Origin of the sequence: Sphaerisporangium dianthi, assembly GCF_042654065.1 — a bacterium.
Taxonomy (GTDB): domain Bacteria; phylum Actinomycetota; class Actinomycetes; order Streptosporangiales; family Streptosporangiaceae; genus Sphaerisporangium; species Sphaerisporangium dianthi.
The window spans coordinates 22,631-36,424 of the sequence record NZ_JBHSFP010000026.1; the positions used below are offsets into that span (position 1 = coordinate 22,631).

Sequence of the window (13,794 nt, forward strand, 5' to 3'; positions counted from 1 at the left end):
CGCCGCGGTGCCGGGGAGCGCTGGAGGGCCTGGAGGCGACGTGGGTGTCAGGCGCCGTGCCCGGCCGGCCGGGAGGCGGGCTCGAACAGCTCGACGAGGTTGCCGGCGGGGTCGGTGAGCAGCACCTGGCGTCCGCCCGGGCCCGCGACGACGTCGCCGCGGAAGGCCAGGCCCGCGGCCCGCAGCCGGGTGATCTCGGCGTCCAGGTCGCCGACGATGAGGTGGATGCGATTACGGCCGCCGGTGGCGGCGTCGCCGGGCGTGGCGCGGGCGCCGGAACTGGCCGGTCCGGACAACAGCAGCCGAAGCGGGCCGCGCAGGACGTCGGCGAAGGCGGGGGCGGCGCTGGTGCGAAGAGTGAATCCGAGGTGGGTGGTGTAGAAGTCGACGGCCGCCTGGACGTCGTCGACGATGTAGCGCACGGCGGCGTACTGATCAGGTGATGTCATGGCCGGACCTCCTGGTGCGGGGTGGGGGCGAGGACGGGCAGCAGGTAGCGCAGGCGGGTGTCGATCTCGGCGGCGGTGCGCTCGAACGCGCGGTCGCCTTCGGTGCCGTCGCCGGCGGCGGGGTCGGGCATGCTCCAGTGCAGGCGTCGCGGCCGGCCGTCGAACTCGGGGCAGACCTCGCGGACCTTGTCGCACAGGCTGATCACGTAGTCGAAGCGGCCGCCGGTCATCGTGTCCAGATGCCGCGGACGCCGGCCGGCGATGTCGATTCCGTACTGCCGGCGCAGCACGCGCACGGCGGCGGGGTGCAGGCGCGGCTTGGGGTGGCTGCCGGCGCTGGCCACCTCGGCGCGGCCGCCGGCGCGGTGGCGCGTCAGGGCCTCGGCGATGGGTGAGCGGGCGCTGTTGCCGGTGCACACGAACAGCACCGAGGGCGGCGCCGAGTCTCCGGTCGTGATCGCCGGCTCGGCGGGGACCAGGCGCAGCGCGGGATGCAGCGCGGAGCCTGCGGCGGCCAGCGCGTGCGCACAGCGCGCCAGGTCCAGGCGGTAGTAGCTGTCGCGGCCGTCGAAACTGCTCCGGCGGGAGGTGACCAGCCCGCTGGAGCGCAGCAGCCGCAGATGGTAGGAGACCAGGTTCTGCGGGTGGCCGACCAGGGCCACCAGTTCTCGCACGCGCAGATCGCCGCGCGCCAGTTCGCTCAGCAGCCGCCACCGCACCGCGTGGGCGGCCAGCCGGACGAACGGCGGCGGGCCGGCGTGACCGGACAGTGCCATGCCCCTCACGATACATCAAAGTGGTTTGATGTATCTGACGGAATCGGCGCACGTTCGCGAAGGCGCGTTCCATCGGCGGGCTCACGGCCGGCGTGCCCTGGGCGGCCTGCCCACGCGGCCTCCGGCTCTCGGCAGGCGGACCTCACGCCGGGCGGGCGTCCCCCGGTCCTCACGCATGGGTGCTCGGGCGACCGCCGCACGGACCGGGGTCCGGGGCGTTCGAGTTCGGATAGCGTATGCAGGGCCACCGCCGTTCGGCAGGCCGACCCTGGAGGCCCGATGCCCGCACGCCGAACCCCGCCGGCGGCGCGGCCGATGCGGGCCGACGCGCGCCGCAGCCGCGAGCGCATCCTGGCCGCGGCCGTCTCCGCCGTCGCGGCCCAAGGGGCCGGGGCGTCCCTGGAAGAGATCGCCCGGCGGGCCGGCGTCGGCTCGGCCACGCTGCACCGCCACTTCCCCACCCGCCAGGCGCTGCTGGAGGAGCTGTTCCGCGACAAGGTGGCGGCGCTGTGCGCCAGGGCGCGCGAACTGGGCGACGGGCGCGAGCCGGGGCCGGCGCTGGCCGCCTGGCTCGGCGCCGTCGCCGAACACGCCACCACCGACCGCGGCCTGGCCGCCGCGCTGATCGGCGGATCCGCCGGGGGCGCCCCCGCCTTGGGCCTCACCTGCCACGCCATGATCTCCGAGGCGGGTGAGGCGCTGATGGCCCGGGCCCGCCAGACCGGCGCCGTCCGGCCGGAGGTGTCCCTCACCGACCTGCTCACGCTGGTCACCGCCATCTGCCTGGTCGCCGAGGGTCACCCGAGCGGCGCCGAGCAGGCGGGGCGGCTTCTCGCCCTGGCCCTGAACGGCGTGCACCCCCCGCGTGGCCCCGCGGCGGCGCCCTGACAGGGGCCGCCGGCGGACGGAGGCATGCCGCCGGCCGCGCCGGTCACGGTCGTTTCGTCAAGGGAGGGTCCGTCCGCGGCGGACGGAGAGGGGGAAAGGGGAGAACCCGCTCCTTTCCACTCTCAACGTATAGCGCACCGGGGGGCTTGCGGCAAGACCCCGGTCATGCCGCAGAATCGTCGGCCGAAGCCAGAACCTGCGGAAATGGGGATGCGTAGTGCGTGTGTCGTTGTCGGCGTACGGGGAGTGCGGGAACGTCGGAGCGGTGGTGGCACCGCCGGTGCCGTTACGGGCACTCGGCGCGCGGGCGGCCTTCGAGGCGATCCGCGCGCTGCTCTTCCGCGGCCGGGCCGGGCGCGACCTCGCCCGTCATGGCGGCCGGTGCCTCATGCCGGTCCAGGCGCCCTGCCGCGCACAAGGGCCGCGACCGACCTCAGATCGGAGCTGATGGATGTGAATCCCCTGACCGATAGCGCGTTCGACCTTCCCGGCCACCTCTCCCCCAAGGCCGACCCGGCGCTGATCGCCGGCGATGAACAGCACTTCGCGGCCATCGCGGAGAGCCTCGAGCAGTCGATCGCCGAGCTGTCGGACCGCCTCGACGCCGCGCGCAGGGCGCCCGGCGGCCTGGGCCGGCAGGCGCTGGACCGGGACCTGGAGATCCATCGGCTGTCGGCCCGCCTGCGGGCGCTGCGCCGCTTCGGCCTGGATCTGTGCCTCGGGCGCATGGTCGGCGCGGACGACCCCGAGCCGGTGTACGTCGGGCGGCTCGGCCTCACCGACAGCACGGGCCGCCGGCTGCTGCTCGACTGGCGCTCCCCCGCGGCCGAGCCGTTCTTCGGGGCGACCCACGCCAACCCGATGGGCCTGGCCAGCCGCCGCAGGTATCGCTGGACCCGCGGCCGGATCAGCGACTACTGGGACGAGGTGTTCTCCTTGGACGGGCTGGCCGGGCACGCCGCGCTCGACGACCAGTCCGCCTTCATCGCCAGCCTGGGCGGCAACCGGTCGGCGCGGATGCGCGACGTGCTCGGCACCATCCAGGCCGACCAGGACGCCATCATCCGCGCCGGGTCCCGCGGCGCTCTGGTCGTCGACGGCGGTCCGGGTACGGGGAAGACCGTCGTCGCCCTGCACCGCTCCGCCTACCTGCTGTACTCCGATCCTCGCCTCGGTCACCGCCGGGGCGGGGTGCTGTTCGTCGGGCCGCACCAGCCCTACCTCGCCTACGTCGCCGACGTCCTGCCCAGCCTCGGAGAGGAGGGCGTGCAGACCTGCACCCTGCGCGACCTCGTCGCCGAGGGGGCCGCGGCGGCGGTCGAGACCGACCCGGAGGTGGCCCTGCTGAAGTCGTCGGCCGACCTGGTGAAGGCGATCGAGCCGGCCGTCAGGTTCTACGAGAACCCGCCCGCCACCGGGATGACGGTCACCACCCACTGGTCCGACATCTGGCTGAGCGCCGACGACTGGGCCGAGGCGTTCGAGGCGCCCGAACCCGGTACCCCGCACAACGACGCGCGCGACCAGATCTGGAAGGCGCTGCTCACGATCCTGGTGGACAAGCACGACGGCGACGCCCCGGCCGACCTGCTGCGCAAGTCGCTGCTGCAGAACAGGGAACTGCTCACGACCTTCAACCGCGCGTGGCCGCTGATCGAGGCGGCCGACCTGGTCGGAGACCTGTGGTCGGTGCCCGCCTACCTGCGGATGTGCGCTCCCTGGCTCAGCCTCGACGACGTCCGGCGTCTGCAGCGCGCGGACGCCCAGGCCTGGACGGTGTCGGACCTGCCGCTGCTGGACGCGGCGCGGCAGCGGCTCGGCGACCCGGAGGCGTCGCGGCGCAGGCGCCGGCACGCCGCCGCCGTCGCCGCCGAGCGCGAGCACATGGCCAAGGTCGTCGACGCCATGCTCGAGGCCGATGACGACGGTGAAGGCGCGGTGACGATGCTGCACGGACAGGACATGAAGGACGCCCTGGTCGAGCAGGCCGCGCCGCCCGGCATCGAACCGGACCTGCTCGCCGGCCCGTTCGCGCACATCGTCGTGGACGAGGCCCAGGAACTGACCGACGCGGAGTGGCAGATGCTGCTGCTGCGGTGCCCGTCGCGGAGCTTCACCATCGTCGGTGATCGCGCCCAGGCCAGGCACGGGTTCACCGAGTCATGGCAGGAACGGCTCGAGCGCGTCGGGATCGACCGGATCACCCTGGCCTCGCTGAGCGTCAACTACCGGACGCCGGCACAGATCATGGCCGAAGCCGAGCCGGTCATCCGGGCCGTGCTCCCCGACGCCAACGTGCCGACCTCCATCCGCGGCGGCGACGTGCCCGTCGTGCACGGGCCGGCGTCGGATCTGGGCTCGATCCTTGACACCTGGCTGGCCGCGAACGCCGAAGGGATCGCCTGCGTCATCGGCGATCCCTCGTTCCAGGCGACGTCCCGTGTCCGGTCGCTGACCCCGGAGCTGTCCAAGGGGCTCGAGTTCGACCTGGTCGTCCTCGTCGACCCGCGGGCGTTCGGCGAGGGCATCGAAGGAGCGGTCGACCGCTATGTCGCCATGACCCGGGCGACCGGGCGACTGGTCATCCTCACCAGCTCCTGACGCCGGCCGGGCGCGGACCCGCGTGCGGCCGAGCCGGCGGCGTTCCTGTGCGCCGGGACGCCACCGGTGTCCGCGGGCTTGGCCGGCATGCCGTCGCCGCCGTGGCCCGGGTTCATGCCGGCGGTGCGGCCCGGCGCGAAACGGGGGGCGGGGTGGGGCGCCGGCGGACGGTCGTTCGATCACTTCGACGGTGGCGCCAGGCCCGCCTCGTAGGCGAGGATGACGAGCTGGACCCGGTCACGCGCGTCAAGCTTGCTCAGCAGCCGGCCCACGTGCGCCTTGACGGTGGCGACGCTGATGACCAGTTCGGCGGCTATCTCCGGATTGGTCAGGCCGCGTGCGATCAGGGCGAGGACCTCGCGTTCGCGCTCGGTGACGCCCTCCAGCTCCCGCGGCGCGGGAGCTGGAGGGTGGCGGTCGGCGAACGCCTCGATCAGCCGCCTGGTGACGCCCGGTGCGACAAGGGCGTCACCGGCGGCCACGACCCGGATCGCGGTGAGGATGTCGTCCAGGGCCATGTCCTTGACGAGGAATCCGGATGCGCCCGCGCGGAGCGCGCCATAAACGTGGTCGTCCTCGTCGAAGGTGGTCAAAACGATGACGTGGGCCCGGCCAGGGCCTTCGGCGATCAGCCGGGTGGCTTGTATGCCATCCATCCCGGGCATGCGGATGTCCATCACCACGACGTCGGGATCCAGTTCTTCGGCCAGCTGGACGGCGTGGAGTCCGGTCGCGGCCTCTCCCACGAGTTCGAGGTCGGGCGCGTCCGCGATGACCATCTGCAGGGCGGCGCGGATCAGCGGCTGGTCGTCGGCCAGGACGACGCGGACGGTCATCAGGCTCCCGCCGGAAGGGGCAGGCGGGCCGCGACCCGGAAGCCGCCCTCGGGGCGCGGTCCGGCGGAGAAGCTTCCCCCCAGCATGGTGACTCGCTCGCGCATCCCGATCAGGCCATAGCCGCCGTCCGCCTTGAGGCGGGGTCCTCGTCCCCCGTCGAGGACCTCAAGGGCCAGTTCGTCGTCCCGGCACTCGATCGACACCCGGCACCGGCCGGTGCCGGCGTGGCGCGCCACGTTGGTGAGCGCCTCCTGGATGATGCGGTAGGCGGTGACGTCGATCTCTGGCGGCAGCAGACGTCGTCCGCCCAGCCAGCGCACCTCGACGTGGACACCGGCGTCCGTCGTCGTCGCCGCGAGCTTGTCGAGGTCGGCCAGGCCCGGTGCCGGATCGAGCGGCTGGCCCTGCTCGCTGTGACGGAGCGCGCCGAGCATGCGGCGCAGTCCCGACAGCGTCTCGCGCCCGACCGTCTCGATGTCCCCGAGCGCCTGGCTCGCCCGACGCGGCCGGGTGTCGATGACCCGCCGGGCGGCGCCGGCCTGCAGGGCGATGACGCCGATGCTGTGGGCGACCGTGTCATGCAGCTCACGCGAGATGCGCAGGCGTTCGTCGGCGACGGCCCGGGCGGTGGCCGTGGCGAGCAGCGCCTCGGCGTGCTCGCGTGTCTGGCGCACCGAGCGGCCGACCAGCCAGGCGATGACCGCCGTCATGGCCACCGCCAGCTCCTCTGAGGTGCCGACGATCCAGCCGAACAGCAGCCGCGTGGCCAGATAGCCGACGAGCACGGTGAGCGCGCCGGACAGGGCGATGATCCCGGTCCGGCGCGCGCACTCGGCCGCGACGAAGTACAGCGCGACATCGACCGCCAGGAACTGCGCCAAGGGGATCTCGGCCACGCTCAGCGGAACACACGCCAGGACCGCGGAAGCGAGCAACGATCCCAGCGCCGTCAGCGGCCGCCGGCGCAGCAGGACGCCGGCGAAGTGCGCCGGCACGGTGGCCGCCGCCAGGAATACCAATCCATCCCATCGAAAGAAGATCATCCCGGCCGGCTCGGCGGGCCCGGACTCGCCGGGGAGCCCGATCCGCACGAGGAACGTGAACACCAGGCCCACCCACCAGGCGATGACCGTCCATGCGCCGGGCGGAACCCGCTTCAGCGGCGGCAAGGGTGGTGTCACGCGCATGCCCTGGATCGTAACCGCACGTCCGGGACCCTGGCATCGGACCACGGGTGTACGACCGTGATCTACCGGCGCCGCCGCGAATGCGGACGGCGGTCCGATGTGACGCCGGCAGTGCCTGCGGCACCGTCGACCGGGTGATCCACCTCAACGTCTGCCGCCTGCGCCGCACCCTGCTGGCCGCCTTCATCGCCACCGCGGTGGCGGCGCCGGTGACGGAGGCGGCACGTCCCGCGGCCGTCCCCGCTCCCATCCCCGCCACCGCGGCCCCGCCACAGGCGGCGATCCCAGCGGCCCTGGTCGCACGCTACGCCACCGTCCGGGGCGACATCGTGGCCGCCGAGCGGATGGCCGCCCGCCACGGCCACCGGTGGCGGGCCGCGATGCTGCGCGCCATGGCCGCTCCCGAGCGCCGGTTCCTCTCCTTCGACGGCCGTGACGGCGGCCGTGCCGTAGAGGTCTTCGGCGACCTGGCGGCGGCCGAGCGCCTCGCCGTGCTGGTCCCCGGCGGCGACACCCACGTGGACAAGTACGGACTCTTGCGCGGCGGCGCGCTGAGACTGCACCAGGCGCTCGGCGATCGGTCCGCGGTCATCGCCTGGCTTGGCTACCACAGCCCCAACACGGTGAGCCTGGCGGCACTCACCGCTGACCGCGCCGATGAGGGAGCATCGGCACTGCGCGCCTTCGTGAGGGAGCTGACCGCGCTCAAGCCGGTCGCCCGCATCTCCCTGGTGTGCCACTCCTACGGCAGCGTGGTCTGCGGCCGGGCCGCGCCCGGCCTGGACGTCGCCGACATCGTGCTGATCGGCAGCCCGGGTGTCACCGCCGATGACGTTGGCGCGCTGCGGACTCCGGCGGCCGTCTGGGCCGGCAAGGGAAGCCGTGACTGGGTCGCCCACGTGCCGCACATCCGACTCCGCCTGCCGTTCGCCGCGTTCGGGTTCGGCGCCGACCCGGTCTCCGCCAACTTCGGCGCCCGCGTCTTCGCGGCCGGTGGCGGCGGGCACAGCGACTACTTCGCGGCCGGTTCCCCGTCGCTGGTGAACATCGCCCGCATCGTCTGCGGACGGCTCCCCGCCGAGGCGCGCCGTGGTCTTTGAGCTCATCCGGCGCGTCGAGTCGGCGACCCCCGCGGGCCGCGACCGCGCCGTGGACGCGCTGCGCGCGCTGGCCATCGGCGGAGTGGTGCTCGGCCACTGGCTGGTGACCGCGCTGGTCGCCGACAGCGGAACCGTACGCGTCGCCAGCCCCCTGCGGGACATGCCTTATCTCGCCCCCGTCTCCTGGATCTTCCAGACCATGGCGCTCTTCTTCCTGATGGGCGGGCGGTCGGCCGCCCAGAGCCACGCCTGCGCCCGGGCCGGGAATGTCGCCTACGGGCGATGGCTGGGCCGCCGGATGGCCCGCCTGTTCCGGCCGGTCGCCGCCGTACTGGCGGTCTGGACTTTGGTGGCGGCCGTGATGTTCGCCCTTGGAACCGACCCCGTGACCGTGAACGCCCTGGCCAAACTGGTGTGGTCGCCGCTGTGGTTCCTGCTGGTCTTCGCCGCTCAGACGGCACTCACCCCGCTTGTCGCCCGCCTGCACCCGGTGTGGCCGCTGGCCACGGTCGCGTTCGTGGACCTGGTCCGGTTCGGCTTGGGCGGGCCTGCCTGGATCGGCTGGGTCAACCTGGCGGCCGGCTGGCTGGTGCCGTACTGCCTGGGCGCCGCCTGGGCGCGCGACCGCCTGTGCGACCGTGCGACCGGGTGGGCGTTGCTGCTCGGCGGCGCCGCCGCCGCGGCCGCACTCGTGCTGTGGGCCGGCTACCCGGCCTCCATGGTGGGGGTCCCGGGTGCCCGGATCTCCAACCAGTCCCCGCCCACCGCCGCGGCGGTCGCCTTCGGTCTCGCCCAGTGCGGAGCGGCGCTGCTGCTGCTCGGCCCGCTGCGCCGGGTGCTGTCCCGGCCCGGCGCCTGGGCGTTCGTGGCGCTGACGAACCTCTCCGCGATGACGATCTTCCTGTGGCACCAGACGGCCATGATCACAGTCACCGCGCTCGGCCTGCTCACCGGCCGGGCCCTGCCTGGGCTGCACACCGTCCCGGACGGGCCGGCCTGGGTGTTCGCCCGGCTGGCCTGGCTGCCGGCGTTCACGCTGGCCCTGCTCATGTGCCGGGCCGCGTTCCACGTCCACGAACATCGACGGCACCAAGGACCCACGCACGGCACGACCGCGCCCGAGCAGGCGTGGCAATGCTGACAGCGGCTCGTCATCCTCACCAGGCGCCTGACGCCGGCCGAAGCCATCGGCCGAGCCGGTGGCGTTCCTGGACGCCGGCACGCCACCGGCCGCGCGCGCGGGCCTCGGCGCCAGGCCCTGCGCGGTGAGGGTCCCGTCAAGTGATCAGATTCCGGCGGGAGCAGGCGGGGTGAGGTGAGAAGCCGGTTCGGTGGTCGGCGCGTCGGGGCCGGGGGGACGGTCGGGGTCCTCCCCGCCGAGGTCGAGCCGGAAGGGCGGGTAGCGGTCGGTCATCAGGGCGACGTAGCCGATGACCCGCTGCTCCCAGCGGTTCAAGCCGACGATGAGGTCGAACAGCGGCCCGGAGTAGCGGCCGGTGAACGCGAGAATGATCGCGGAGATCAGGACCAGGAGCCCGGCCAGACCGCCGCCCCACGTCCAGGCCTGGTCTCCGGCCTGGCCGCTGAGCCAGCCCCCTCCGCCGAACATGACTCCGAGGATCAGCAGGTGCGGGATGGCCAGCAGCCATTTCACCAGGACCAGGCCGCGATGCAGCCGCTCCGGGTACTCGATGTCCAGCCCGGCCGGGTATCCGGGCACCGCCGCCAGCGTGAACGGCGGGTAGCGGTCGGTGCCTAACGCGCTGTAGGCGTAGAAGCCCACGCGCCAACTCCAGCGCAGCACGCCGAGGTTGAAGTCGAAGAGCGGGCGGGGGTAGCGGCCGGTGAACACGATCGCGACCAGCGCGACGAGGGTCAGCAGCGCGAAGCCGATCCACAACGGGATCAGGACCAGCACGTGCGGCACGATCAGCAGCCACTTCACCAGCCAGAGCCAGCGCGACAGGGGACCGTCGAGCCGGGCGCGCACGTGGACCGGGTAGGGCCGGCCCTCGGGGGTCGAGGCTCGCGGGGTGAACGGGGTCGATGAACTCATGATCGCTTCCTTCTGGTCGGAGCCGGCCGGGCGATCGTCGTCAGGGTGACGACGACCTTGCCCCGGGCCCGGCGCTGGTGCATGTACTGGACGGACGCGGGCGTCCGCTCGAGCGGGCAGGTCCGGTCGACGGCCCTCCTCACATGGCCGGACTCGATGAGCCCGGTCAGGACGAGCAGGTCTTGCCGCGGGCATCGAGACGCTCACCATGCGCGAGCTCGGCGAGAAGCTCGGGGGCGAGGCCATGTCGCTGTACAACCATGTGTCCAGCAAGGGCGAGCTCCTCGACGGCATGATCGACACCGTCTTCGGCGAGCGGCGAGTACCCGCACCTCACCGAGATGGCCGTCGAACACCTCCTGCGGCCCGGCCACGACCACGGCGGCGAGTTCATGTTCGGGCTGGACCTGATCCTCGACGGTCCGGGCCGGGCGGCCGCGGACGGCCGAGGTGCCCGGGCGGGACGCGCGCCTCAGCCGTCCGGATCTGCGGGCGTCAGACGGCGCGAGGCGGCGCCTCATGCCCTGTCGGCGGCAGGCCGCACCGCTCAGCGCGTTCTTTTGGACCGCGAGGGGCGTAGGGTCGAGGTCAGGAGAAGAACGACACACCAGCCGGGCCACCTTCCGCCGGTTCGGGCACCAAGAGTCGTCCCAGACCCCGGCGGCATCGACCAGTCCACGGCAGCGCAGGCGATCCCGTCGTCGTCACCGCCCCCTCCCTGACGACCAGGGGGTCTCCGCGTCCACGGCGGGCCGCGGGCACCGTCACGGCCATGGTCATCGCTCAACGATCGCCACCAGCGTCGGCGACCACTGGACCTGCCACTCGGAAACCTTCTTCCGGCAGGCGGGACGGCGAGCCGGTTGGCGCAGCCAGGAGCATCACCATGCCCAGCACCCACCTCGATCAGACCGGGCCGAGTGAGACCGGCCCCGCCCGCCACGGCGACGCCCTCGCCCAGGTGCCGCACGCCCCCGTCGAAGACGACGACCGCATCGCCTCCGACCTGCACGACATCCTGATCAATCAGATCTTCATCGTCAGCCTGGACCTGCACGCCGCCCGCACCCTCACCGACGACGCCCAGGCCAGGGCGCGCATCACGCGCGCCATCCGCGGACTGGACCACGCCATCACCGACCTCAGACAGACCGTCCTCGACCTCGCCCAGCACACCTCGCCCCCCGGCCACGAGGACATCGCCTCGGTCTCCGGCAGTGGCATGTGACGCCGGGCGGCCGCGCCCGGGCCCGCGGGCGAGTGCGTCCCGCCGGGATGCCGGGCGCGGCCACCTCCGCCGGGCCATGTCCTCGGCGCCGCCCCTCAGCCCGTCGCGCCCGCCCGCTCACGCACCGATCGGAGCGGCTCCTGCTCGGCTCGAAGCCTGATCCCTCGCAGCATCCTGCGCGTCATCACGAAAGAGACCGCGGCGACCGGCTCGATCAGCGGCGGCCAGACCCGCTCGATGGGCGCGCCGATGGTGATCGCGCGAGTGGCCGTCAGATCGGCATGGTCCAGGAGCTCGTCACCCGGCTGCGGGCCCCGGGCCTCCTGCTCGGTACCGTCCCACGCGAGCTGCCGGTCACGGAGCGCCCACCAGTAGCAGGCCACCACTCCCAAGGCCGGCGGACCGCTCTTCCGCCGTGAACTCCGCATGATCGACGTCCCTCCCGCAGCCCTGCTCCTGCTCGCCAGGCTGCCACGATGCACGCCGGATACTCAGGGCCGAAAGACCTCTGCATCCCGGGTCGGCCGGCATGGTGAGCTTCCCGCCAGATCTGAAGGCGGGCCTCGAGGTGGCCGGCGCGGTGGCCCGGCGGCGGGCCTTGCGCCTACGCTCGGGACAGCCGATCGGCGCGGGCGCCCGCCACGGTCGTGGCCCGCCGGGTGCCGACCGGCCCCGGCACCGGGGAGGCGGCAAGGACATCGGCGCGGCGCCGGCCCGAGATGATCGGCCGCCTAGGGCCGGCATGACAGGAAAGGAGGAAGCGGAAATGAACACCTCGCAGAACAAGCTCGCCCGGCAGACGTTCGTGGAGCTGGCCGACACACTGGTCACCGACTACGACGTCATCGACTTCCTCGACTTCCTCGCCCACCGGGTCGTCGACCTGCTCGCGGTGACCGCGTGCGGAGTCCTGGTCGCCGACCATCACGGCACCTTGAACCTGCTGGCCGCCTCCAGCGAGCAGACCCGGCTGCTGGAGCTGTTCCAGCTGCAGAGCGCCCAGGGGCCCTGCCTGGACGCCTACCGGTCCGGGGCCGGCGTGCACTGCGAGGACCTCGCCCGGACCGGCGGCGAGTGGCCGCTGTTCGCCTCGGCCGCGGTGTCCACCGGCTACAGGGCGGTGCACGCGCTGCCGATGCGGTTGCGCGAGGAGGTCATCGGCGCGGTGAATCTGTTCGGCACCGGACCAGGCCCGCTGGATCCCGAAGACGTCGAGCTCGGCCAGGCCCTGGCCGACGTGGCCACCATCGGCATCCTGCACGAACGCCTCGTGCGGCGAGGCGAGGCGGTCGCCGACCAGCTCCAGGGCGCGCTGAACAGCAGGGTACTGATCGAACAGGCCAAGGGCGCGCTGGCTCAGCAGCTGGGCATCTCCGTCGACCAGGCCTTCACGATCCTTCGCGCCCACGCCCGGCGCACCAACAGCAAGATCACCGAGATCGCGCGGGCGGTCATCGGGAACGGACTGCAGATCACCGTGCCGGCACCGGTACGAACCCGACCCGGCACCACAGGCTGACCCGGGCCCCGCACCCGCCGCGCGCCTTCCGCGCGAGCCGGCACCGATGCGACCACGCCCGGTGGGCGAGCAGGCCGGACGGCGGGCGGTCGCCGGTTGACGCGCTCAGGGCCCGGCATGCTGGAAGTGTTCCTCCAGCCGGGTCACCCTCAGGAGCCGATGCAGGCTGGGGGTGACTCCGGAGAGGTACAGCGCCGTGTGCTGCGTGCGGGCAAGGCGCTGGAGCGCGATCAGGACCCCCAGACCGGCGGCGCCGATGAACGACACGCCGCTGACGTCCAGGACGAGCCGTGACCAGCGGGCTTCGGCGAGAGCGTGCGCGACGTGCGCGCGCAGCCGATCGGTCGTGGCGATGTCGAGCTCCCCCGCCACGGTCACCGTCACCGTGCCGCCACAACGCACGGTCGACAGCCGTAGTGCGTCCATGATCCGGACCCCTGCCCCTCAGCGTGTCAAGACACTCTGCCGGGCACGGGCGCCTCAGAGCCTCACGCGAGGCTCTGACCGCTCGCAGCCGACCGAGACCGACGTGCCGCTGGGTCTGGGCGTCACGGAGAATCGCGAAATGCGACGAACACCGAATGCGAGTCGGGCACCCTCAGTGAAGACGCCAACTCGCTCCGTAGTCTAACGCCCGGACGGGCCCGCCGAAGCGGCGATGCGATAATCGCCGGCGTCCGCCCGATGCCGCGGCGCACGTCGCCGCGGGCGCGATTCCGGGCGTGCGACGATGGCCCGATGACCAACGAACCCATCGAGCTCGGCGCGGCGCTGGCCTCTTTCGACGCGCTGTGGAGCCCGCGCATCGTCACCCGGATCAACGACTACGACGTCCGTGTCGCCAAGGTGGCCGGGGAGCACGTCTGGCACACCCACGAGGGGACCGACGAGTTCTTCCTGGTGCTGGAGGGCGAGCTGGACATCGCCCTGCGCGAGCAGGAGGACGGCGCGCAGCGCGTCGTCACCCTGCCCAAGGGGGCGGTGTTCGTCGTGCCTCGCGGCGTGCCGCACAAGCCGTCCTCGGCCGCCGGCGCCTCGATCCTGATGTTCGAACCGAGCGGGACCTCCACGGTCGGCGACCGCCACGACCCGGTCCCCGGTCACGTCGACGCCACCACGGGCCACCCGCTCGGCTCGGTGTGATCACCGGCCGG

Annotated in this window: 15 protein-coding genes; 7 read left to right on the forward strand and 8 right to left on the reverse strand. The window is 73.1% G+C overall.

Features of this window, described 5'->3' with window-relative positions; all coding sequences use genetic code 11:
- Positions 1-47: 47 nt before the first annotated feature.
- Together ACFO60_RS29180 and ACFO60_RS29185 are read right to left on the reverse strand one after the other, a co-directional pair.
- Positions 48-449, reverse strand: a complete 402-nt coding sequence (locus ACFO60_RS29180; protein WP_380846324.1) for a VOC family protein — start codon at positions 447-449, stop codon at positions 48-50.
- Positions 446-1,225, reverse strand: a complete 780-nt coding sequence (locus ACFO60_RS29185) for an arsenate reductase/protein-tyrosine-phosphatase family protein (protein WP_380846327.1) — start codon at positions 1,223-1,225, stop codon at positions 446-448. The genes ACFO60_RS29180 and ACFO60_RS29185 overlap by 4 nt, the downstream gene beginning before the upstream one ends.
- Positions 1,226-1,504: 279 nt before the next feature.
- Here ACFO60_RS29185 and ACFO60_RS29190 point away from each other — a divergent pair, with 279 nt between their 5' ends.
- Positions 1,505-2,113, forward strand: a complete 609-nt coding sequence (locus ACFO60_RS29190; protein ID WP_380846330.1) for a TetR/AcrR family transcriptional regulator — start codon at positions 1,505-1,507, stop codon at positions 2,111-2,113.
- A gap of 447 nt (positions 2,114-2,560) precedes the next feature.
- Positions 2,561-4,714: an RNA polymerase recycling motor ATPase HelR gene (gene helR, locus ACFO60_RS29195; protein ID WP_380846333.1), complete on the forward strand. Its 2,154-nt coding sequence runs from the start codon at positions 2,561-2,563 to the stop codon at positions 4,712-4,714.
- Between the two features lie 179 nt (positions 4,715-4,893).
- Here the strand turns inward: helR and ACFO60_RS29200 are convergent, their stop codons facing one another.
- A complete protein-coding gene (locus ACFO60_RS29200) occupies positions 4,894-5,550 on the reverse strand; it encodes a response regulator (RefSeq protein ID WP_380846336.1) in 657 nt (218 codons plus the stop codon).
- The gene (locus tag ACFO60_RS29205) at positions 5,550-6,737 is read right to left on the reverse strand and encodes a sensor histidine kinase (protein ID WP_380846339.1); all 1,188 of its coding nucleotides are present in this window, start codon (positions 6,735-6,737) and stop codon (positions 5,550-5,552) included. The genes ACFO60_RS29200 and ACFO60_RS29205 overlap by 1 nt, the downstream gene beginning before the upstream one ends.
- A 134-nt stretch (positions 6,738-6,871) precedes the next feature.
- On the opposite strand from ACFO60_RS29205, the gene ACFO60_RS29210 reads away from it, so the two are divergent.
- Both ACFO60_RS29210 and ACFO60_RS29215 read left to right on the forward strand, forming a co-directional pair.
- Entirely contained in the window at positions 6,872-7,837 is a 966-nt protein-coding gene (locus ACFO60_RS29210; protein WP_380846342.1) for an alpha/beta hydrolase, read from the forward strand.
- Positions 7,827-8,978 (forward strand): acyltransferase family protein, encoded by a 1,152-nt coding sequence (locus tag ACFO60_RS29215; protein WP_380846345.1) that lies wholly within the window; start codon positions 7,827-7,829, stop codon positions 8,976-8,978. Before ACFO60_RS29210 ends, ACFO60_RS29215 begins: the two co-directional genes overlap by 11 nt.
- A gap of 144 nt (positions 8,979-9,122) precedes the next feature.
- Here ACFO60_RS29215 and ACFO60_RS29220 read toward each other — a convergent pair whose 3' ends face one another.
- Both ACFO60_RS29220 and ACFO60_RS29225 read right to left on the reverse strand, forming a co-directional pair.
- Positions 9,123-9,893 carry a DUF4389 domain-containing protein gene (locus ACFO60_RS29220; RefSeq protein ID WP_380846348.1) on the reverse strand — a complete coding sequence of 257 codons (771 nt, stop codon included), beginning with the start codon at positions 9,891-9,893 and terminating at the stop codon, positions 9,123-9,125.
- Positions 9,890-10,072: a zinc-binding dehydrogenase gene (locus tag ACFO60_RS29225; protein ID WP_380846652.1), complete on the reverse strand. Its 183-nt coding sequence runs from the start codon at positions 10,070-10,072 to the stop codon at positions 9,890-9,892. Before ACFO60_RS29225 ends, ACFO60_RS29220 begins: the two co-directional genes overlap by 4 nt.
- Positions 10,073-10,779: 707 nt before the next feature.
- Here ACFO60_RS29225 and ACFO60_RS29230 point away from each other — a divergent pair.
- On the forward strand, positions 10,780-11,121 hold the full coding sequence (locus ACFO60_RS29230; protein ID WP_380846351.1) for a histidine kinase dimerization/phosphoacceptor domain-containing protein: 342 nt from the start codon (positions 10,780-10,782) through the stop codon (positions 11,119-11,121).
- Positions 11,122-11,216: 95 nt separating this feature from the next.
- Here the strand turns inward: ACFO60_RS29230 and ACFO60_RS29235 are convergent, their stop codons facing one another.
- Positions 11,217-11,549, reverse strand: coding sequence for a hypothetical protein (locus tag ACFO60_RS29235; protein ID WP_380846354.1), 333 nt, complete (start codon positions 11,547-11,549; stop codon positions 11,217-11,219).
- Between the two features lie 338 nt (positions 11,550-11,887).
- Between ACFO60_RS29235 and ACFO60_RS29240 the strand changes: the two genes are divergently transcribed.
- Complete coding sequence (locus tag ACFO60_RS29240) at positions 11,888-12,640, forward strand: GAF and ANTAR domain-containing protein (RefSeq protein WP_380846357.1); 753 nt, start codon at positions 11,888-11,890, stop codon at positions 12,638-12,640.
- A 105-nt stretch (positions 12,641-12,745) separates the two neighbouring features.
- On the opposite strand, the gene ACFO60_RS29245 is transcribed toward ACFO60_RS29240, so the two are convergent.
- Entirely contained in the window at positions 12,746-13,066 is a 321-nt protein-coding gene (locus ACFO60_RS29245; protein ID WP_380846359.1) for an STAS domain-containing protein, read from the reverse strand.
- 312 nt (positions 13,067-13,378) lie between these two features.
- Here ACFO60_RS29245 and ACFO60_RS29250 point away from each other — a divergent pair, with 312 nt between their 5' ends.
- Entirely contained in the window at positions 13,379-13,783 is a 405-nt protein-coding gene (locus tag ACFO60_RS29250) for a cupin domain-containing protein (protein ID WP_380846362.1), read from the forward strand.
- Positions 13,784-13,794 lie beyond the last annotated feature (11 nt).

Excerpts from the sequence above, each read along its gene's own strand:
- ACFO60_RS29180 (WP_380846324.1), bottom strand. The coding sequence starts at position 449 with ATGACATCACCTGATCAGTACGCCGCCGTGCGCTACATCGTCGACGAC.
- ACFO60_RS29200 (WP_380846336.1), bottom strand. The coding sequence starts at position 5,550 with ATGACCGTCCGCGTCGTCCTGGCCGACGACCAGCCGCTGATCCGCGCC.
- ACFO60_RS29230 (WP_380846351.1), top strand. The coding sequence starts at position 10,780 with ATGCCCAGCACCCACCTCGATCAGACCGGGCCGAGTGAGACCGGCCCC.
- ACFO60_RS29185 (WP_380846327.1), bottom strand. The coding sequence starts at position 1,225 with ATGGCACTGTCCGGTCACGCCGGCCCGCCGCCGTTCGTCCGGCTGGCC.
- ACFO60_RS29245 (WP_380846359.1), bottom strand. The coding sequence starts at position 13,066 with ATGGACGCACTACGGCTGTCGACCGTGCGTTGTGGCGGCACGGTGACG.
- ACFO60_RS29240 (WP_380846357.1), top strand. The coding sequence starts at position 11,888 with ATGAACACCTCGCAGAACAAGCTCGCCCGGCAGACGTTCGTGGAGCTG.
- ACFO60_RS29250 (WP_380846362.1), top strand. The coding sequence starts at position 13,379 with ATGACCAACGAACCCATCGAGCTCGGCGCGGCGCTGGCCTCTTTCGAC.
- ACFO60_RS29235 (WP_380846354.1), bottom strand. The coding sequence starts at position 11,549 with ATGCGGAGTTCACGGCGGAAGAGCGGTCCGCCGGCCTTGGGAGTGGTG.
- ACFO60_RS29220 (WP_380846348.1), bottom strand. The coding sequence starts at position 9,893 with ATGAGTTCATCGACCCCGTTCACCCCGCGAGCCTCGACCCCCGAGGGC.
- ACFO60_RS29190 (WP_380846330.1), top strand. The coding sequence starts at position 1,505 with ATGCCCGCACGCCGAACCCCGCCGGCGGCGCGGCCGATGCGGGCCGAC.
- ACFO60_RS29205 (WP_380846339.1), bottom strand. The coding sequence starts at position 6,737 with ATGCGCGTGACACCACCCTTGCCGCCGCTGAAGCGGGTTCCGCCCGGC.
- helR (WP_380846333.1), top strand. The coding sequence starts at position 2,561 with ATGGATGTGAATCCCCTGACCGATAGCGCGTTCGACCTTCCCGGCCAC.